Source organism: uncultured Abiotrophia sp., from assembly GCF_963520105.1.
GTDB lineage: Bacteria > Bacillota > Bacilli > Lactobacillales > Aerococcaceae > Abiotrophia.
Genome location: NZ_CAUQPN010000005.1, coordinates 83,894 through 102,008 on the forward strand (window position 1 = coordinate 83,894; position 18,115 = coordinate 102,008).

Genomic DNA, 18,115 nt, shown 5'->3' on the forward strand with positions numbered 1-18,115 from the left:
AATGGCTTGACGGGGTTGACCGGGCGGATGTAAAATATGTAATATAAATGTCTTATTTCTGTAATTATAGCGCTTATCTTCCTACAAAGGGGTCTTGTTTATGAAATCAGAGTTTTTAAGTAAGTATCGTCCGCAGCTTATTGCACTTGCCTTTGTTCTCTTTCTAGTGGCTGGATTCGCCATGATTGGCCTCCTGGCTGGCCAGCCCCACGATCATTTGCAGACGCATGAGTCTGAGTCAGTGGTGAGTGAGAGCTCTAGTAGCGAGCCCAAGCCCTTGGTCTTGGCAGAACCCCTAGTAGGTCTCAAGGCCAAGGATCAGGAGATGCCTTTTGAAGGCAAGGAAGGAGAGCTCAAGTTGCGCTCAGTTGGCGATGTCTTGTTGCATGAATTTGTCAGCGAGATGGCTAGCGTCAAGAATCCTTTCTACAAATCGGCGGTCGACCGGCTCCACAAGGATGGGATCAGCTGGGAGAACCCAGGGGGCGCCTATGATTTCTATCCAATGCTGGCGCAGATTGCCCCTTACATGTCCTATGCTGACGTGACCCTAGCCAATATGGAAGTCATTGTGGCCAACCCTCAGTATCCGGTGACTGGCTACCCTTCCTTCAATGCGCCTAAGCAGATTATTAAGGCCCTTCAGGCTATCGGTGTGGACATGGTGACCAACGGGACCAACCATACCTTGGACTATTCGGCGCGTGGGGCGCTAGCCTCTATTGCTAACCTCAAAGAGGCGCAGATGCCTTATGTAGGGAGTTTTGAGAGCCAGGAAGATCACGATACCCCGCGCATTATCGAGAAGAATGGCATTAAGATAGGGATTTTGACCTATTCCTACGGTACCAACGGCGTGCCCGTGCCAGAAGACCAGCCTTATTTGATTAACCTGGTAGACCTGCCTCAGATGGTAGAAGATGTCAAGGTCCTCAAAGACAAGGTCGATGCTGTAGTGGTGACTTTGCAGCTAGGTCAGGAATATGACACTACTCCAGATCCAACCCAGGAGCAAGTCTTCCAAGCCCTGAGCGATGCTGGCGTCAAATTGATTTTGGGCGGCCACCCGCACGTCTTGCAACCTATGCAGTGGTTTAACGGCAAGCAGACCTTTGCCATTTACTCCCAGGCTAGCTTCATGTCGGGCCAAATTTACCCGGCTAATAAGCAAGGTGGCATCACCGAGGTGACGTTCAAACGCGGCGAGGACGGCCAAGTGACCGTCACTGATCCGAAGTTCATGCCAATCTATATTACGGGCGCCGAGAATGCGGAGTTCTACGAAACGGTGCCGATGGCCGACTACAATCGCTACGCGGTCACCGAGGGCGCCGACTGGTACGAGATTATTCGCCAGCGCATGCAGCTCTATACCAAGGACTTCCGTTATGTCAGCCACCTAGAAACCCAGTGGACCCAGGAAGATACCGATATTCATCGCTAATATAGTTTTGCGCCAATGGCCCACTCAGAGGAGTGGGCCATTGGCTATGTAGGGGGCTGGGAAAAAGGCAGAAACTGGGGAAGAGGCCGCGAGCCAGTGGTCCACTCTTTGGAGTGGACCACTGGCTGGGCTGGAAAGGCTGGAAAAGGGCGAAACCGTGGAAAAAGTCGCGAGCCAGTGGTCCACTTTGGAGAGTGGACCACTAGCTGGGTTGGCAAGGCCGGAAAAGGGCGAAACCGGAGAAAAAGCCACGAGCCAGTGGTCGACTCTTTGGAGTGGACCACTAGCTCGGTTGGCAAGGCCGGAAAAGCTGGAAACTGGGGAGAAAGCCGCGAGCCAGTGGACGACTCTTTCGAGTGGACCACTAGCTCGGTTGGCAAGGCCGGAAAAGGCTGAAACCGTGGAAAAAGTCATGTGCCAGTGGACGACTCTTTGGAGTGGGCCACTGGCTCGGTTGGAAAGGCCGGAAAAGTGCGGTAAACAGGGAGAAAGTCGTGAGCTAGTGGACCACTTTTTCGAGTGGACCACTAGCTAGAATGGAAAGGCCAAAAACCTGGGTTACTAGCTAGAAAAAAAGCCCCTTAGGGGCTTTTGCCAGGGCGGAATCTTTGCTATAATAACTTTTAGTGCAAAAAGTAACGACGAAATGATATCCAATTTATGGAAGGAACTTAACAATGACAGCATCACATCACTCAAAGGGCCGGCGTCACGGTCACTCCCGCCATGGCCATGGGCGGACTAAGTCAGTGCTCTGGCGGATTAACTGGCTCTTTATTATTTTGGCAGCGGTAGCTAGCGGCCTGGTTGCCTATTTCCTCTTAACCTACAAGATTCTGGCCGGGCGTGGCTACCATCTCTGGGTCTTGGGCGGCTTGGGCGCGGTCTTACTGCTCCTGATTCTGTTTAACGGCTTCAAGCGCCTAGGCAAGACCACCCTGGTCCTAGCCACGATCGTCATTTTGGGGGCTAGCTACGGCGCCTACCAAATGAATGCCACCGTCAATTTCTTCAACAAACTCAATACCAATACCCAGAAAAAGGAACTGACCATGAGCCTGGCTACCCTAGCAGAAGGTGGCGTGGCAGATGTGTCGGCCTTAGACGGCAAAGTGGTCCTAGCGCCGCTGGGCCAAGATCGCGAAAATGTCCAAGCCCTAGTCGACGACCTCAAGGCCAAACGCCAGGTAAGGGTGACCGTTGAGGAAGTGCCATCTTACCTAGCGGCCTACCAACAACTCCTGGACGGCAAGGCTCAAGCCATGGTCCTCAACTCAGGCTATGAGTCCCTCTTAGAAGGCATGGCTAGCGACTTTAGCAGCAAGATCAAGAAGCTCTATCAGTACAATCATGTGACCGAAGTAGCCGAAGAGCCGGCTAAGCCAGAGGCAGCCAACCAGCAAACTAGCCAGACGCCAGCTGAGAACCAGCCTTTCAACCTCTACATTTCAGGGATTGATACCTTCGGGCCAGTCAGCTCCGTCTCCCGGTCAGACGTCAACGTTATCGCCACTATCAACCCTAAGACCCATCAGATTCTTCTGACCACCACACCGCGTGACGCCTATGTGCCGATTGCGGATGGCGGGGCAGACCAGAAGGACAAGTTGACTCATGCGGGGATCTATGGCGTGGAGGCTTCCATGCATACCTTGGCCCGTCTCTATGACACGCCAATCGACTATTATGTCCGCCTCAACTTCACCTCCTTCCTCAATATCATTGATACGGTAGGGGGCATTGATGTCTACAACGACCAAGCCTTTACCTCCCTCTACGGCAAATACGATTTCCCGGTTGGTGAACTTCACCTTAATGCCGACCAAGCCCTAGGCTTCGTGCGTGAGCGTTACTCCCTGTCAGGTGGGGATAATGACCGCGGCAAGAACCATGAGAAGGTTATTACCGCCCTGATTAAGAAATTAGGCAGTCGCCAGACCTTGCTCCAAGCCCAAGAAGTCATGGACCGCATGAGCCAGTCGGTGCAAACTAATCTGCCACTGGCTAAGGTCATGGAACTGGTCAACGAGCAACTCGAGAGCGGTCAAGCTTACACGGTTACCTCAGTCGCCCTGACTGGCCATGGTTCAACTGGCTTGCCATCTTATGCTATGCCGGGCGCTGAGCTCTATATGATGCAAGTGGATGAGGCTAGCTTGGCTGAGCGTCAAGCTCAAATCAAGCAAGTACTCGGCCAATAGGCCCGCTTTCAAGGAGAAAAGGAGAAACTTATGACACAAACATATGATTATCTAGTGGTAGGTGCCGGCCTCTTTGGCGCTACCTTTGCCCACGAAATTGCCAAGAAAGGCAAGCGCGTCCTAGTTATTGAGAAGCGCGACCACGTGGCGGGAAATATCTATACGGAAGAAATCGCGGGCATTCAAGTCCACAAATTTGGCGCCCACATTTTCCATACTAACGACAAGGCCGTTTGGGATTACGTCAATCAATTTGCGGAATTCAACCAGTATATCAATACCCCAATCGCTAATTACCATGGGGAAATCTACAATTTGCCTTTCAATATGAACACCTTCAACAAGCTCTGGGGTGTGGTGACACCGGAAGAAGCGGCCGCCAAAATTGAAGAACAGCGGGCTGAAGTGGCAGGCAAGACGCCAAGCAACTTGGAAGAGCAAGCCCTGTCCCTAGTAGGGCGCGATATCTACGAGAAACTGATTAAGGGCTATACTGAGAAGCAATGGGGCAAGGCAGCCACTGAATTGCCAGCCTTCATTATCCGTCGCTTGCCTGTCCGCATGACCTATGACAACAACTACTTCAATGACCGTTATCAAGGCATTCCAATCGGGGGCTATACCCAGATTGTGGAGAAGATGTTGGATCATCCTAACATTGAAGTGCGCCTAGAGACAGACTTCTTCGCGGACAAGGAGCATTACTTGGCGGCCTTTCCTAAGATTTTCTATACCGGTATGATCGACCAGTTCTTCGACTATGAGTTGGGTGAATTAGAATACCGTAGCTTGCGCTTCGAGACCGAGGTCTTGGACCAGGCCAACTATCAGGGTAATGCGGTGGTTAACTATACCGACCGCGAGACGCCTTACACCCGGATTATTGAGCACAAACACTTCGAGTACGGCACTCAGCCACAAACCGTGGTAACGCGTGAATATCCAGCCAACTGGTCACGCGGGGATGAGCCTTATTACCCAATTAATGATGAGCGCAATACCAAGCTCTATCAAGCCTATACTGACTTGGCTAAGTCCCTACCACAGGTGACCTTCGCCGGCCGTTTGGGCCACTACCGCTACTATGACATGCACCATGTCATCGGCTTGGCCTTGCAATTGGCAGCCAAAGTAGACTAAATCAAGAATCAAGCCCCCCTTACTGGTTGGTAAGGGGGCTTTTGCGTGGGTCAGGCTTTTCTGCTAGAATAGGAGACAAAAGGGAGGTTGTCGTCATGAAGAAAGCCAAATACTGGTGGTCCCTGCTAGCGGGTTGCCTGGGTGCCTTATTAGTCATTAGGGGCTGGTGGACTAGCCAAGCGGCGCGAGCCCAGGTAGATTCGGACCAGGTGCAGGTGGTTCAAGCCAAGATTCAGGCCCAGGGCTATGAGTTTGGCCCGGCCGTTAATAAAATCGTCCTTCAGCTCAGTCATCCTGTGACGGCGGTGGACCCTGGTGCCAAGCTAGAGGTCACCACCCAAGGCAAAGGGCGCCAAGTGAGCGCCCTCTATCTAGCCGACGAGCAGGGCCAGGCCTTGCCAGAGGGTCAAGCCAGTCAATGGCTGGCCTTGGACTTGGTGGTGGACTCTTGGGATTTAGGTAGTCTCTTTGGCTACAACCAGGAGCGCTTGATTAGTCAGTGGCAGGCTAACTATCTCATCGCGGTGGGACCAGTGCAGGTGACGACCCAAGAGGGCAAGTCGGCCCAGATTCGCTTGACGGACTATGACGCCCTGCCCCATCTGGAGCTACCGGACTTGGCCGGCTATCAATTTGAGCAAGTCCATGTAGACGGCGTAACCAATCCCCTGACTGGCCAAGAGGAGAGCCAGACTCTGCACTATGGAGCCTTTGAGCCGGCGGCTGCCAAGGATCAGACCCAGGCCAAGTTTCCGCTCTTGATTTGGTTGCATGGCCAAGCCGAAGGGGGCGAGGATCCTCGCATTGCCCTGCTAGGCAATGAGGTGACCACCCTTAGTCGGCCACAAGTTCAAGAGATTTTTACGGCGACGGACCAGCCCGAGCTTAAGGGCGCCTATGTCCTAGCGGTGCAGACGCCGACCTACTGGATGGACGAGGGCGATGGCTTGAATGGGCCGGGGGCGGGCCATTCCCGCTATACCGAGTCCCTTATGCAGGTCATTGGCGACTATGTGGCCAGCCATCCCCAGATTGACCCGCATCGGGTGCATCTCATGGGCTGCTCCAACGGGGGCTATATGACCCTCAACATGGCCCTGCACTATCCGGACTACTTTGCCGGCTTGGTGCCCCAGGCAACAGCCTATTCCTACTATGAATTCCAGCGCCTGGACAACGGTCACTATCTGATTAAAGACCCTAAGAAACGGGGTAGTATTCAAGCCTATGCACCGACTCAGCGAGTCTGGTTTGACCAGGACAAGGTGGCTGCCCTCAAAGGCCAAGCCATTTGGTTTGTCCATAGTCTGGATGACCCGACCGTGCCAGCCAATGCCTATGTCTTGCCGATTTACAAGGACCTGGTCGATGCGGGCGGTCAGAATGTCTGGCTGTCCCTCTTCCAATCGGTGCAAGGCCAAGACCTGCCTAAGATGCGCTATTCCGGCCATTTCTCCTGGATTCCCTTCTTCAATCAGCAGGTCCAGGGCGTGCAAGACCCGGAAGCCATTCGCCAAAGCCCAGGCTTGAGCGGCTTTGAGGCCGATAATGCCAGCGGCGGTGGCAAGGTCCAAGTCCAAGTGGCCGGCCAGCCCTATCAGGATGTCTTCCACTGGCTCAACGCCCAACACCGATAAGATAATTAAAAAAGCGATGGACTACTGGCCTGGGTTGCATAATATAAACTGAACATGAGTGATCTATAGACAGGGGAAAAGGATCTAATGCTTAAGTCGAAATAGCACAAAATAACGAGGAGATCAGAAGATGAACAATTATATAAAATTAAATGAAGATCGATGGAATAAGGTAAAAAATGCCTATACTGAGCCATTGACACATGAAGAATTAGAAGAAGCTAGAAAGCATCCAATTTCTGTTGCCTTAACTGTTGGGAAAAAAGTTCCGACAGAATGGTTTGAAAAAGCCAAGGGAAAAAAGATATTAGGTTTAGCTTGTGGTGGTGGCCAGCAGGGGCCAGTTTTTGCTGTAAAAGGTTATGATGTCACCATCATGGATTTTTCTAAATCACAATTAGAAAGAGACGAGATGGTTGCTGAAAGAGAAGGCTTAAAAATTAAGACGATTCAAGGCGATATGACCAAATCATTTCCATTTGAAGATGAAACTTTTGATATTATTTTTAATCCAGTTTCAAATGTCTATATAGAAGATTTAGAAAATATGTATAAAGAAGCCGCTCGAGTATTGAAAAAGGGTGGACTCTTAATGGTCGGATTTATGAATCCTTGGATCTACATGTATGATGCCGACATTGTATGGGACAAACCCGATGAGGAATTACTTTTGAAGTTTGCACTACCTTTTAATTCAAAAGAGCTTGAAGCGGAAGGCAAAATAACCATAGATCCAGAGTATGGCTATGAATTTAGCCATACCTTAGAAAGTCAGATTAGAGGACAACTTAAAAATGGTCTCGCCATGATCGATTTTTATGAATCATGTGATAAAAGAAATAGATTATCACATTATGGAAATGACTATATCGCTACACTCTGCATTAAACTATAATATTAAGGGTAAAAAAATCCCAGTTTCTATAATGGAAGATAAGGACTTGAGAAAGACTCAATCAAATGAAAAGCACCCCATAAGTTGGACAATCAAAATCCAACTTATGGGGTGCTTTCAAAAAATCGTCTAGTGTTTAGCGGACTAACTTGTCCCAGATGACGACTTGGTCGGTCGCCAGGGACTTGGGGACGTCGATGATGCGCTGGTTGCGGCTACCCCGGAATTGCAGGGTTAGGTCTAACTGTTCTTGAATGAATCGGCCGTCGACCAGAATATCGACATAGGACAGGAGTTCCAACTTGTCCGGCGTCTCCTGCATGAGTTCCTCCCAGTCGTAGCCCGTCCAGGACCAGATATCTTTGCTGTGGCCATAGCGTCGTCTGACTTCCTGGCAGAGGTCAATCAGGACCGCCGTATGGAGAAAGGGCTCGCCACCCAATAGGGTCAGACCTTGACAGTAGCTGGCGCCCAGGTCGGACAGGATTCTTTCCTTGAGTTCCTCCGTGTAGGGAGTGCCGTAGTTGAAGTTCTGGGCCACCTTGTTGTAGCAACCCGGGCAGGCGAAGTGGCAGCCGCTGACATAGAGGCTGCAACGAACGCCTTCGCCGTCCACGAAGTTATAGGGCTTGTAGTCGGCCACCTTGGTAGTCGTCTCAGGAATGGCCATGGCTAGTCCTCCCTGTCGTCAGCTGGGTCCAGGCCTTTGTCGGAGGACTTAATGCGGATGGTCAAGTGTTTCTGCCGGGCCACAATTTCCTTGTGACGCCCAGCCACCATGGGTCTAGCCTGAGGGTTGCCTAGGTAACCACAGGTCCGCTTGACCACGTCGCAGGTCTCGGGATTGCGGTTCTTGCAGTAAGGACACTCGAAGCCCCGTTCGGTCGGGTTAAAGTCCCCTTCGTAGCCACACTCAAAACATTTATCAATCGGTGTGTTGGTGCCCAGATAGCCGACCCGGTCATAGGCAAAGTCCCAGACGGCTTCCAGAGCCTTAGGATTTTGAACCATATTAGGGTACTCGCAGTAGTGGATGAAGCCGCCTGAAGAATAAGGCGGATAGGCCGCTTCAAAATCAATTTTCTCAAAAGGTGTCGGCTTCTTGCGCACATCGTAGTGGAAGCTATTCATATAGTAGCCCTTATCAGTGATATCGGGCACCGAGCCAAAGCGCTCTAGATCCAGACGACAGAAGCGATCGGTCAGGCTCTCACTTGGTGTCGCGTAGACGGAGAAGTGGTAGCCGTATTGATTGCCCCAGTCTTGGGTGTGTTGGTAGAGCTTTTTGACAATGTCGATCGTAAAGGCTTTGGCCTCTTGATCCGTCTCCCAGTCGGGACCGAAGAAGCGGGTGGCCACTTCATAGAGGCCGATGTAGCCCAGGGAGATGGTGGCCCGTTTGTCGCGGAAGAGGTCATCGACCTTGCCATCGCGACTCAACTTGCGACCGAAAGCCCCGTGTTGATAGAGGATAGGGGCATTGTAAGGTTTGGCGTCCTTGACTCGCTCGATGCGGAAGCAGAGGGCTTGGCGGGCAATCTCTAATTTGCCTTCTAGCTGTTGCCAGAATTCCTCTAGTGACTGGCTCTCGAGGGCAATGCGGGGCAGGTTAAGGGTCACCACGCCCAGGTTCATGCGGCCGGCATTGATTCCCTGGCCGTGCTCGTCCCACCAACCTTGCAGGAAGGAGCGACAGCCCATGGGCGCCTTGAAGCTGCCAGTTAGCTCGACTAGCTTGTCATACATGAGGACATCGGGATACATGCGCTTGGTGGCGCAACGGACGGCTAGCTCCTTGATGTCATAGTTGGGATCTTTGGGAGCTAGGTTGACGCCGCGCTTAAGGGAGAAGACTAGCTTAGGGAAGATAGCCGTTCTTTTCTCTTTGCCAATACCGCCCAGACGAACCTTAAGGATGGCGCGCTGAATTTCGCGTTCAATCCAGGAAGTCCCCAGGCCAAAGCCCAAGGTGGTAAAGGGCGTCTGGCCCTGAGAGGTGTAGAGGGTGTTGATCTCGTACTCCAGACTTTGCATGGCGTCATAGATGTCTTTCTTAGTCCGGGCCGTAGCAAAGTCATGGTGTTGGGTGGTGTCGGGAATCCAGTCTTCTGCCAGCTTGAGATGCTTCTCGTAGTTGAGCTGGGCGTAAGGCGCCAGGACCTCGTCAATACGGTCGGCACTACAGCCCCCGTACTGGCTAGACGCCACGTTGGCAATAATCTGCGCCATTTGGGCGGTGGCGGTCTGAATGGATTTAGGGGAATCGACTTCTGCATTGCCAATCTTAAAACCGAGCTTGAACATGGTCTTAAAATCAATCAGGCAGCAGTTGGTCATAGGCTGGTAGGGATGGTAGTCTAAATCATGATAGTGCAAGTCGCCGTTCAAATGAGCTAGGGCGACTGCTTCCGGCAACATGCCAATGCCGATGGCTTTAGCAACGATGCCTGGCGGTCAAGTCTCGTTGAGTGTTGTAGACTTGGCTGTCTTTGTTGGCATTCTCGTTAACAATACTTGACTCCTGTTGGTGCAGGCGGTCAACTGCAGCTTGAATATCTTGGGCCGCTCTAATTTGTGGATTCATACTTATCACCTCAAAAATATGCTACCCCAGTCTTAGTGTAAAGTCAATAGGCTTTACACTATATATAGTGTTTATAAACTTGTTCCACAACTATATGTAGTGTTGCTGTCTGGCCGTTGAGGTGTGGGGCACTAACTTGGTTGGCGCCTGATCCATAGCCAAAACAGCTGAGCTAAACTGTGCCAATGTCCGGTCTAGACAAGGCAACTTTGACAACCAAAACTAGGCTAAAGTTTCGCAAGATATAGTGTGGCGTGAGCCAGTGGTCCACTCCGTCGAGTGGACCACTAGCTACCCGAGGAAGTGTCGAAACCGGGTCAAAAGTCAGGAAAAGTTGTGAGCCAGTGGTCCACTCCGTCGAGTGGACCACTAGCTGCCCGGAAAAGTGCGGAAACTGGGCCAAAAGCTAGGAAAAGCCGTGAGCCAGTGGTCCACTCTGTCGAGTGGACCACTAGCTCCCCAGAAAAAGGCAGCAACCAGGTCAGAAGCCCCGAAAAAGTCACACTCCAATCCCCCACTAGCTGACTAGGCGACTAGCAAAAACAAAAAATTTCCCCTTGCATACCGGTCTAAGCTGTGCTATACTATCGTAGTTGAGTAAAACAAGTAGAAACCAGCCGTTTCTCGCCAATCCCCTTAGGTGCTTGGCTGATAGAGAGTTTCCTTTGCGCCTTGGTGCGGGGATAAGTAGCGGCTAGTTTGTGTACACAAGCTAGTTTTTTTCTTGTAAGGCTCGAAATCTAACTGGAGGTGGACTACCATCGTTAAAGAAATGATCATTAACGAAGATATCCGCGCACGTGAATTACGTGTGATTGGAGACAATGGTGAACAAATCGGAGTCAAATCACTTAATGATGCGCTCACTATTGCAGAATCTTTCGGACTTGACCTAGTACTTGTCTCACCAAATGCCAAGCCACCTGTTGCTCGGATTATGGACTACGGTAAATACCGTTATGAGATGCAGAAGAAGGAAAAGGAACAACGGAAGAATCAGAAGATCGTAACCGTCAAAGAAGTTCGTCTTTCTCCTGGTATCGAAGACCATGATTACCAAACCAAATTACGCCAGGCCATCAAGTTCCTCGAACATGGTGACAAGGTCAAAGCCAGCATTCGTTTCCGCGGGCGGGCCATCACCCACAAGGAATTGGGTCAAGACGTATTGGAAGACTTCATTGATGACACAAGCCATGTGTCAACGGTTGAAGCTCGACCAAAAATGGAAGGTCGCAGCATGTTCATCGTGCTAGCCCCATTAGCCCAAGCGGCGCAACAAGACTAATCTTTTTATAGGAGGAATTCCCATGCCAAAACAAAAAACACACCGCGGTTTAGCAAAACGCGTTAAGAAGACTGGTTCAGGTAAATTGAAACGTTCACACGCTTTCACTAGCCACCGTTTCCATGGTAAAACTAAGAAACAACGTCGTCAATTACGTCAAGCTGACTTAGTATCTAATTCAGACTACAAACGTATTAAACAACAAATTTCGCAATTATAATACTAGAGAAGAACCAAGGAGGAATTTACTATGCCACGTGTTAAAGGTGGATACGTTACCCGTCAACGTCGTAAACGTACATTAAAATTAGCTAAAGGTTACTACGGTGCCAAACATCTCTTATTCAAGACCGCTAAGCAACAAGTAATGAAATCTTACATGTATGCTTACCGTGACCGTCGTCAGAAAAAACGTGACTTCCGTCGTTTATGGATTACCCGTATCAACGCGGCAGCTCGTATGAACGGGATCAGCTACAGCGTCTTAATGAACGGCTTGAAGAAAGCTGGCGTTGAAGTGAACCGTAAAATGTTGGCTGACTTAGCAGTTCACGATGCAGCAGCATTCACTGCTTTAGTAGAACAAGCTAAGAAAGCTTTATAAGAAGCGGATTAAGCAGATAAATGGAGGCAGGACCGGTCGGTCGATGCCTCTATTTTTTGAATTTTAATCAATCAATAACAAAAAGGAGGTTCTATATGCAGTACATTTGGCGTTATTTACGCAAGCAACCCAAGCTCTTGTTTCTAGATTTCTTAGGGGCTTTTTTCTTTGTCTTAGTTAACTTGGGCCTGCCGACCATCCTAGCCCGTATGGTAGACGAAGCCATCCTACCTCACGATGTCAGCCGTCTCTATTACTGGTCTGTCATCATGTTCCTAGTGATTCTGGCCGGGGTGGCAGGGCGCATCCTGCTCTCCTACACCGCCAGCAAGCTAACTACCGAGATGATTCGGGAGATGCGTAATGATCTCTATGACAAAATCCAGCAGTTTTCCCACCATGAATATGAGCAGATTGGGATTTCTAGTTTGGTAACCCGGATAACTTCGGATGCCTTCGCCCTCATGCAATTTGCCGACCAAAGTCTGCGTCTGGGGATGATTACCCCCTTTATGATAGCATCTTCCATGGTCATGATTCTGGTAACCAGCCCGTCCCTGGCCTGGTTGATTTTATTGGCGGTGCCACCGCTAGCCATTTCCATCTGGTTTTTGGCCAGAAAGTCGACGCCCCTGTCTAAGCAACAACAGAAGACACTAGATAAGATTAACCAGTATGCCCGCGAGAACCTATCTGGTTTGCGGGTTATCCGGGCCTTTGCGCGCGAGGATTTCCAAGAGCAACGCTTCGATGAGCAAAACCAATCCTATACCGAGACCTCGTCCCGCCTCTTCAAATTAATGGGTTGGGCTAACCCACTCTTCGTCCATATCTTGATTTGGATGATTGTCGCCATTGTTTGGTTTGCCTTGGAGCCAATCGCTCAGGGTTCACTCCAAGTGGGGAATCTGGTAGCCTTTGTGGAGTATGCCTTCCATGCTCTCTTCTCCTTCATGCTCTTCGCCAACCTCTTCATGATGTATCCGCGGACCGCCGTATCGGCAGCCCGGTTGCAGGAGGTCATGGATCTACCTATTTCTATTGATCCAAATCCCAACGGAGTGACCGAGACGGAAACGCGGGGCTATCTGACCTTCGAGAATGTGACCTTTGCCTATCCAGGTGAGACGGAGAGTCCGGTGCTTCATAATATTAGCTTTGAAGTCAAGCCTGGCCAGACCATGGCCTTTATCGGGTCGACCGGGAGCGGGAAGTCCTCGCTGGTTCAGCTCATTCCGCGCTTCTATGATGTCACCCTGGGTAAAATCCTGGTGGATGGCGTCGATGTCCGCGACTACAATCTCAAGGCCCTACGCCAGAAGATTGGTTTTATCCCGCAGAAGTCCCTGCTCTTTACCGGGACCATCGGCGACAACTTGCGTTATGGTAAATGGAATGCCAGTGAAGGCGAGTTGGAGAAGGCCAGCGATATCTCCCAGGCGCGGGAATTTATTCATAGCCGGTCTGAACGCTATGAAGCCTTCCTAGAAGAGGGCGGCAGCAACCTGTCAGGGGGTCAGAAGCAACGTCTGTCTATCGCCCGTGCCGTAGTGAAGCGACCTGATATCTATATCTTCGACGATTCCTTCTCGGCCCTGGACTATAAGACTGATGCCCAACTGCGTAAGCGACTCAAGGAAGTGACCCAAGAGGCGGCCGTCCTGATAGTAGCTCAACGCGTGGGGACCATTATGAATGCTGACCAAATCATCGTCCTCAACAAGGGCGAAATCGTGGGTCGCGGCACTCACCAAGAATTAATGGCTAGCAATGAGATTTACCGTGATATCGCCAATTCTCAGCTTAAACAAGCCAGTCTAGATGAGGAGGCCATGTAAGATGAATAAAAAAGTATCTAGTATCAAGCGCCTCCTGCCTTATATGAAGCCTTATGGCTTGTCTTATTTTTGGGCAATCCTCTTGACCATTGTGAGCGACATTGCCTCCGTCTTGGAGCCTTTCATTTGGGGGTTAGCCCTGACGGAAATCTCGCGTGGTAGCGTGGCCATCCTGCAAAAGGTACCGGGCGCTAGCCTCAATTACGCCTATATTGGCTGGATTCTAGTTATCTATTTCTTCCGTGGTTTGACCTATCAAGTGTCTGCCTATCTAGCCAACGTGGCCATCACCAATGCCGTCCAAGGGACCATTCGAGATCTACGTCAGGCCATGAACCAGAAACTCAACCGCCTGCCGGTCTCCTATGTGGACCAACACCAGTTTGGTGACCTCTTGGGGCGTATGACCGGTGATGTGGAGTCCGTTTCTAATGCCTTGCAGCAGAGCCTGCTCCAAATTGTCAATGCCGTCTTCACCCTTGGTTTGGTGATAGCCATGATGATTTGGCTTAACGCAAGCTTGGCCTTAGTGGTCATTATCTCTATGCCACTGTCTTATTGGGTGGCTAAGAAGGTCCTGGTTCTATCTCAGCCTTATTTCAAGGGCCAGGCCGACGCCTTAGGTCGCCTCTATGGCTTTGTCCAGGAGAACCTAACGGGTTTCAATGTCATCAAGCTTTATGGCCGGGAAGAACAATCCGCCCAGGAATTTTATGACATTACCCATAATTTACAACAAGTAGGCTTTAAGGCGACCATGGTGTCTTCGATGGTCATGCCGCTGGTAGGCTTCATCTCCCACATGACCTACTTGCTCCTAGCGCTGCTGGGGGGCTTGGCCGTCTTGCAAGGGGTGCTGACTATCGGGAACCTGCAAGCCTTCGTCCAGTATGTCTGGCAGGTCAACCAACCGATTCAGACGATCACCCAGCTGACAGGTGCCTTGCAGTCAGCTAAGTCTTCCCTGGACCGGATTCTAGAATTGATGGATGCGCCCGAAGAAGTGGTGAGTGCTAAGGCTCATTTGGCAGGGCCGCTAACAGGGCGGGTCAGCTTCCAGGACGTGGCCTTCCACTACCAAGAAGATAAGCCTCTGATTCGTAACTTCAACCTAGAAGTTGAACCCGGTCAAATGATTGCCATCGTTGGGCCGACAGGTGCTGGTAAGACAACCCTGATAAACTTGCTCATGCGCTTCTATGATGTGACCCAGGGGGCTATCCTGGTGGATGGCTTGGATATCCGGGATTTGCCACGTCAGGAATTGCGCCAGCAGTTTGGCATGGTACTCCAGGATGCCTGGCTCTATGAAGGGACCATTAAGGACAATCTGCGTTTCGGTAACTTAAACGCTACTGATGAACAAATCGTGGAAGCAGCTAAGGCCGCCAACGTGGACCACTTTATCCGGACCTTGCCGGGTGGTTACAATATGAAGATGAACCAGGAATCCAGCAATATTTCCTTGGGTCAGAAGCAACTGCTGACAATCGCCCGGGCCTTGCTGGCAGATCCTAAGATTCTGATTCTGGACGAGGCCACCTCGTCAGTGGATACCCGTCTGGAGCTCCTCATCCAGAAGGCCATGAGTCGCTTGATGGAGGGGCGGACCAGCTTCGTCATTGCCCATCGTCTGTCGACCATTCAGGAAGCCGATAAGATTCTGGTCTTACGTGACGGTCAGATTGTAGAACAAGGCAATCACGACAGCCTCTTGGCAGCCAAGGGCTTCTACTATGAGCTCTATCAAAGCCAATTTAATCAATAAGCCCATAAGGTTAGGATTTTGTCCTAACCTTATTTTTGTAATTAGACTAGACAAAAAAGTGTCATAATAGTGCGGATTAGATAGCTTATAGTTTTATCGTCCAAGTGTTGCCTATCGGAAGGGGAGTCAAAATTAAGCTGAAATTTATCTCAATTAGTGATGTGCCGAATTTGGAGCGGAAAGGCTTTACATTAAGGGGTTTCAGGACTATAATGAAGGCAAGACGTATCCTAGAATACGTTTCAAAAATATCTGGAAAGGGGGAGAAGCATGGCTCATAAACGTTTGTTGTCTTGCACAGCCAGCGAGGTCAAAACTTTGACAGCCGCGGAACTAAAACAAGCCATTAAGGCCAGTGAAGGCCGTATTATCTTGGCGGAGACAGTGGTTACTAAGGCGCCGCTAATTGAAGGGGTGAGCAATGCGGAGATGATGCGGGCATTTAGTGCGGATATGCTATTATTGAATGAATATGATCTATCCACCAAATTTATCCATAGTTTGCCTGCCATGGACGCGCCCATTGCCTATCTCAAAGAATTAACCGGTAGACCTATGGGGTTGAACTTAGAACCTGTTGACCCAAGTGCTGAAGCGCTAGAAGATTGGATTGACCTACCTGAGGGCCGACGTGCCACAGTAGAGAACTTCCAAGCCGCTAACCGAGAGGGATTTGATTTCTTGGTCTTGACGGGTAACCCTTCGACAGGGGTTAGTCATCAGGCCATTGAAGCCACGGTGCGGCTAGCTAAGCAGCATTTCAAGGGACTGGTCTTTGCAGGTAAGATGCACAGTGCCGGGACTGGCGAGAAAGTGGTCTCTGAAGCGCATTTGTTAGCCTATATGGCAGCAGGTGCGGATGGCGTCTTGATTCCAAGTGTGGGGACCGTGCCAGGTGTCAGAGAAGACCAGGTGGCGCGGATTGCCGAGCAGGTCAAGGACTTGGGCGGTTTAGTTATCTCAACCATTGGCACCAGTCAGGAAAGTGCCGATAGTGGGACCATTCGCGAATTTGCGCTAGCCAACAAACGCGTGGGTACAGATATTCATCACATTGGCGATGGTTCCTACGGACGCATGCCAGATCCAGAGAATATTCTGGCCTTGTCGCTAGCAATTAGAGGGAAGCGACATACTTATTTCCGTATGGGACAATCAGTATTAAGATAAATAGAAAGTAGGAAAAAACAATGATGTCATATTTACAAAAAATGGGTCGCTCTTTGATGCTACCTGTTGCCATTTTACCAGTGGCTTCCATTTTAATGGGGATTGGTTACTGGATTAGCCCTGCTGGTTTAGGTGTTCCAGGCCAAACCGGGACCAACCCAGTAGCAGTCTTCTTGATTCAAGCAGGTTTAGTCTTAATCGACAAAATTCCACTCTTATTCGCCGTTGGTTTGGCTGTAGGTTTAGCCAAAGATAAGAACGGGGCAGCCGGTCTCAGTGGTTTGGTAGCCTTCTTGATTATCACGACCATCCTATCTAAGGATGTTGTGGCTCAATTACAAGGGGTAAAACCAGAAGAAGTGGCTTTGGCTTTCTCTAAGAGCACTAACGCCTTCATCGGGATCTTATCAGGGATCATCGGTGGGGAAATGTACAACCGTTTCAAAGATGTTAAATTACCAACCGCTCTAGGTTTCTTCAGCGGTCGTCGTTCTGCGCCAATCATGGCAGGTCTTGTAGCATCACTTGCTGCCCTTGTCTTGCTCTTCGTATGGCCAGCAGTCTTCAGTGCTTTAGTTACCTTTGGTAAGTCATTTGTTGGCTTGGGCGCCATCGGTGCTGGTATCTATGGTTTCTTCAACCGTCTCTTGATTCCAGTTGGTTTACACCATGCCCTTAACGCTGTATTCTGGTTCGACGTAGCTGGGATTAACGATATCGGGAACTTCTGGGGTAACACTGGGGTTCTAGGTCAAACTGGTATGTACCAAGCTGGTTTCTTCCCAGTCATGATGTTTGGTTTACCAGGGGCTGCTTTGGCAATGTACCGCAATGCCAAAGACAGCAAGAAAAAAGCTGTATCAGCCCTCTTAGTAGCAGCTGTCTTGGCTTCCTTCTTAACCGGGATTACCGAACCACTTGAGTTCGCCTTCATGTTCCTAGCACCTGTTCTTTACTTGGTGCACGCTGTCTTAACAGGGGTATCCTTGACAATTGCAGCCTTGTTACATGCTACTGCAGGTTTCAACTTCAGTGCTGGTTTGATTGACTTTATCTTAACTAGCCGCTTGCCAATGGCTAACAATCCTTGGCTCTTGATTGTCTTAGGTGTGGTAATGTTCGCAGTTTACTTCTTGGTCTTCGACTTCTTAATCAAGAAATTCAACTTCACTACACCAGGCCGTGAAGATGACGAGTCTACTGAAAATGACCCTAACATGACCGTTAAAGCTAGCGACTTCAACATTCCTTTATTAATTGAAGGTTTAGGTGGCAAGGACAACATTGAAGCAACTGACCACTGTGCTACTCGCTTACGTTTAACCCTAGCTGATACTAGCAAGGTTGACGAAGCTAAGATCAAATCTACCGGTGCTGTTGCAACGCGTGTCCTCAACAAAAAGAACGTGCAAGTCATTATCGGGACCGAAGTACAATTTGTTCACGATGCTTTAGCAGCACAAGTAAAATAAGCCAGTCTATTGAAAGAGTAGATAAAAAAGCGTTGGAGCCCTCAGGCTCCAACGCTTTTTCTTATGGCTTGACG

Annotated in this window: 13 protein-coding genes and 1 pseudogene; 12 read left to right on the forward strand and 2 right to left on the reverse strand. The window is 50.1% G+C overall.

Features of this window, described 5'->3' with window-relative positions; genetic code table 11:
- The first annotated feature begins 100 nt into the window (after nucleotides 1-100).
- The 5 genes from RWO08_RS06440 (at nucleotide 101) to RWO08_RS06460 (ending at nucleotide 7,317) form a co-directional block, all read left to right on the forward strand.
- Nucleotides 101-1,444: a CapA family protein gene (locus RWO08_RS06440; protein WP_314211553.1), complete on the forward strand. Its 1,344-nt coding sequence runs from the start codon at nucleotides 101-103 to the stop codon at nucleotides 1,442-1,444.
- Between the two features lie 677 nt (nucleotides 1,445-2,121).
- Complete coding sequence (locus tag RWO08_RS06445) at nucleotides 2,122-3,645, forward strand: LCP family protein (RefSeq protein WP_314211554.1); 1,524 nt, start codon at nucleotides 2,122-2,124, stop codon at nucleotides 3,643-3,645.
- A gap of 30 nt (nucleotides 3,646-3,675) precedes the next feature.
- A complete protein-coding gene (gene glf / locus RWO08_RS06450) occupies nucleotides 3,676-4,785 on the forward strand; it encodes a UDP-galactopyranose mutase (RefSeq protein ID WP_070755766.1) in 1,110 nt (369 codons plus the stop codon).
- A gap of 95 nt (nucleotides 4,786-4,880) precedes the next feature.
- Nucleotides 4,881-6,422, forward strand: coding sequence for a prolyl oligopeptidase family serine peptidase (locus RWO08_RS06455; protein WP_314211555.1), 1,542 nt, complete (start codon nucleotides 4,881-4,883; stop codon nucleotides 6,420-6,422).
- Between the two features lie 130 nt (nucleotides 6,423-6,552).
- Complete coding sequence (locus RWO08_RS06460; RefSeq protein WP_314211556.1) at nucleotides 6,553-7,317, forward strand: class I SAM-dependent methyltransferase; 765 nt, start codon at nucleotides 6,553-6,555, stop codon at nucleotides 7,315-7,317.
- 136 nt (nucleotides 7,318-7,453) lie between these two features.
- On the opposite strand, the gene nrdG is transcribed toward RWO08_RS06460, so the two are convergent.
- Together nrdG and nrdD are read right to left on the reverse strand one after the other, a co-directional pair.
- Nucleotides 7,454-7,987 carry an anaerobic ribonucleoside-triphosphate reductase activating protein gene (nrdG, locus tag RWO08_RS06465; RefSeq protein ID WP_314211557.1) on the reverse strand — a complete coding sequence of 178 codons (534 nt, stop codon included), beginning with the start codon at nucleotides 7,985-7,987 and terminating at the stop codon, nucleotides 7,454-7,456.
- A 2-nt stretch (nucleotides 7,988-7,989) separates the two neighbouring features.
- A pseudogene (gene nrdD / locus RWO08_RS06470) lies at nucleotides 7,990-9,880 on the reverse strand (anaerobic ribonucleoside-triphosphate reductase); the annotation flags it as partial.
- 793 nt (nucleotides 9,881-10,673) lie between these two features.
- Here nrdD and infC point away from each other — a divergent pair.
- The 7 genes from infC to nagE all read left to right on the forward strand — a co-directional run bounded on the left by infC (nucleotide 10,674) and on the right by nagE (nucleotide 18,041).
- Nucleotides 10,674-11,189 carry a translation initiation factor IF-3 gene (infC, locus tag RWO08_RS06475; protein ID WP_023392344.1) on the forward strand — a complete coding sequence of 172 codons (516 nt, stop codon included), beginning with the start codon at nucleotides 10,674-10,676 and terminating at the stop codon, nucleotides 11,187-11,189.
- Nucleotides 11,190-11,211: 22 nt separating this feature from the next.
- A complete protein-coding gene (gene rpmI, locus RWO08_RS06480) occupies nucleotides 11,212-11,409 on the forward strand; it encodes a 50S ribosomal protein L35 (protein ID WP_023392343.1) in 198 nt (65 codons plus the stop codon).
- A 30-nt stretch (nucleotides 11,410-11,439) separates the two neighbouring features.
- Entirely contained in the window at nucleotides 11,440-11,793 is a 354-nt protein-coding gene (gene rplT, locus RWO08_RS06485) for a 50S ribosomal protein L20 (protein ID WP_023392342.1), read from the forward strand.
- A 95-nt stretch (nucleotides 11,794-11,888) separates the two neighbouring features.
- Entirely contained in the window at nucleotides 11,889-13,631 is a 1,743-nt protein-coding gene (locus tag RWO08_RS06490; RefSeq protein WP_314211558.1) for an ABC transporter ATP-binding protein, read from the forward strand.
- Nucleotide 13,632: 1 nt separating this feature from the next.
- Nucleotides 13,633-15,399, forward strand: coding sequence for an ABC transporter ATP-binding protein (locus tag RWO08_RS06495; protein ID WP_291454021.1), 1,767 nt, complete (start codon nucleotides 13,633-13,635; stop codon nucleotides 15,397-15,399).
- A 270-nt stretch (nucleotides 15,400-15,669) separates the two neighbouring features.
- Nucleotides 15,670-16,569 carry a hypothetical protein gene (locus RWO08_RS06500; protein ID WP_023392339.1) on the forward strand — a complete coding sequence of 300 codons (900 nt, stop codon included), beginning with the start codon at nucleotides 15,670-15,672 and terminating at the stop codon, nucleotides 16,567-16,569.
- Nucleotides 16,570-16,592: 23 nt separating this feature from the next.
- Nucleotides 16,593-18,041: an N-acetylglucosamine-specific PTS transporter subunit IIBC gene (nagE, locus tag RWO08_RS06505; RefSeq protein ID WP_314211559.1), complete on the forward strand. Its 1,449-nt coding sequence runs from the start codon at nucleotides 16,593-16,595 to the stop codon at nucleotides 18,039-18,041.
- Nucleotides 18,042-18,115 lie beyond the last annotated feature (74 nt).

Excerpts from the sequence above, each read along its gene's own strand:
- rplT (WP_023392342.1), top strand. The coding sequence starts at position 11,440 with ATGCCACGTGTTAAAGGTGGATACGTTACCCGTCAACGTCGTAAACGT.
- RWO08_RS06440 (WP_314211553.1), top strand. The coding sequence starts at position 101 with ATGAAATCAGAGTTTTTAAGTAAGTATCGTCCGCAGCTTATTGCACTT.
- RWO08_RS06490 (WP_314211558.1), top strand. The coding sequence starts at position 11,889 with ATGCAGTACATTTGGCGTTATTTACGCAAGCAACCCAAGCTCTTGTTT.
- RWO08_RS06495 (WP_291454021.1), top strand. The coding sequence starts at position 13,633 with ATGAATAAAAAAGTATCTAGTATCAAGCGCCTCCTGCCTTATATGAAG.
- rpmI (WP_023392343.1), top strand. The coding sequence starts at position 11,212 with ATGCCAAAACAAAAAACACACCGCGGTTTAGCAAAACGCGTTAAGAAG.
- infC (WP_023392344.1), top strand. The coding sequence starts at position 10,674 with ATGATCATTAACGAAGATATCCGCGCACGTGAATTACGTGTGATTGGA.
- RWO08_RS06500 (WP_023392339.1), top strand. The coding sequence starts at position 15,670 with ATGGCTCATAAACGTTTGTTGTCTTGCACAGCCAGCGAGGTCAAAACT.
- RWO08_RS06460 (WP_314211556.1), top strand. The coding sequence starts at position 6,553 with ATGAACAATTATATAAAATTAAATGAAGATCGATGGAATAAGGTAAAA.
- glf (WP_070755766.1), top strand. The coding sequence starts at position 3,676 with ATGACACAAACATATGATTATCTAGTGGTAGGTGCCGGCCTCTTTGGC.
- nrdG (WP_314211557.1), bottom strand. The coding sequence starts at position 7,987 with ATGGCCATTCCTGAGACGACTACCAAGGTGGCCGACTACAAGCCCTAT.
- RWO08_RS06445 (WP_314211554.1), top strand. The coding sequence starts at position 2,122 with ATGACAGCATCACATCACTCAAAGGGCCGGCGTCACGGTCACTCCCGC.
- nagE (WP_314211559.1), top strand. The coding sequence starts at position 16,593 with ATGTCATATTTACAAAAAATGGGTCGCTCTTTGATGCTACCTGTTGCC.
- RWO08_RS06455 (WP_314211555.1), top strand. The coding sequence starts at position 4,881 with ATGAAGAAAGCCAAATACTGGTGGTCCCTGCTAGCGGGTTGCCTGGGT.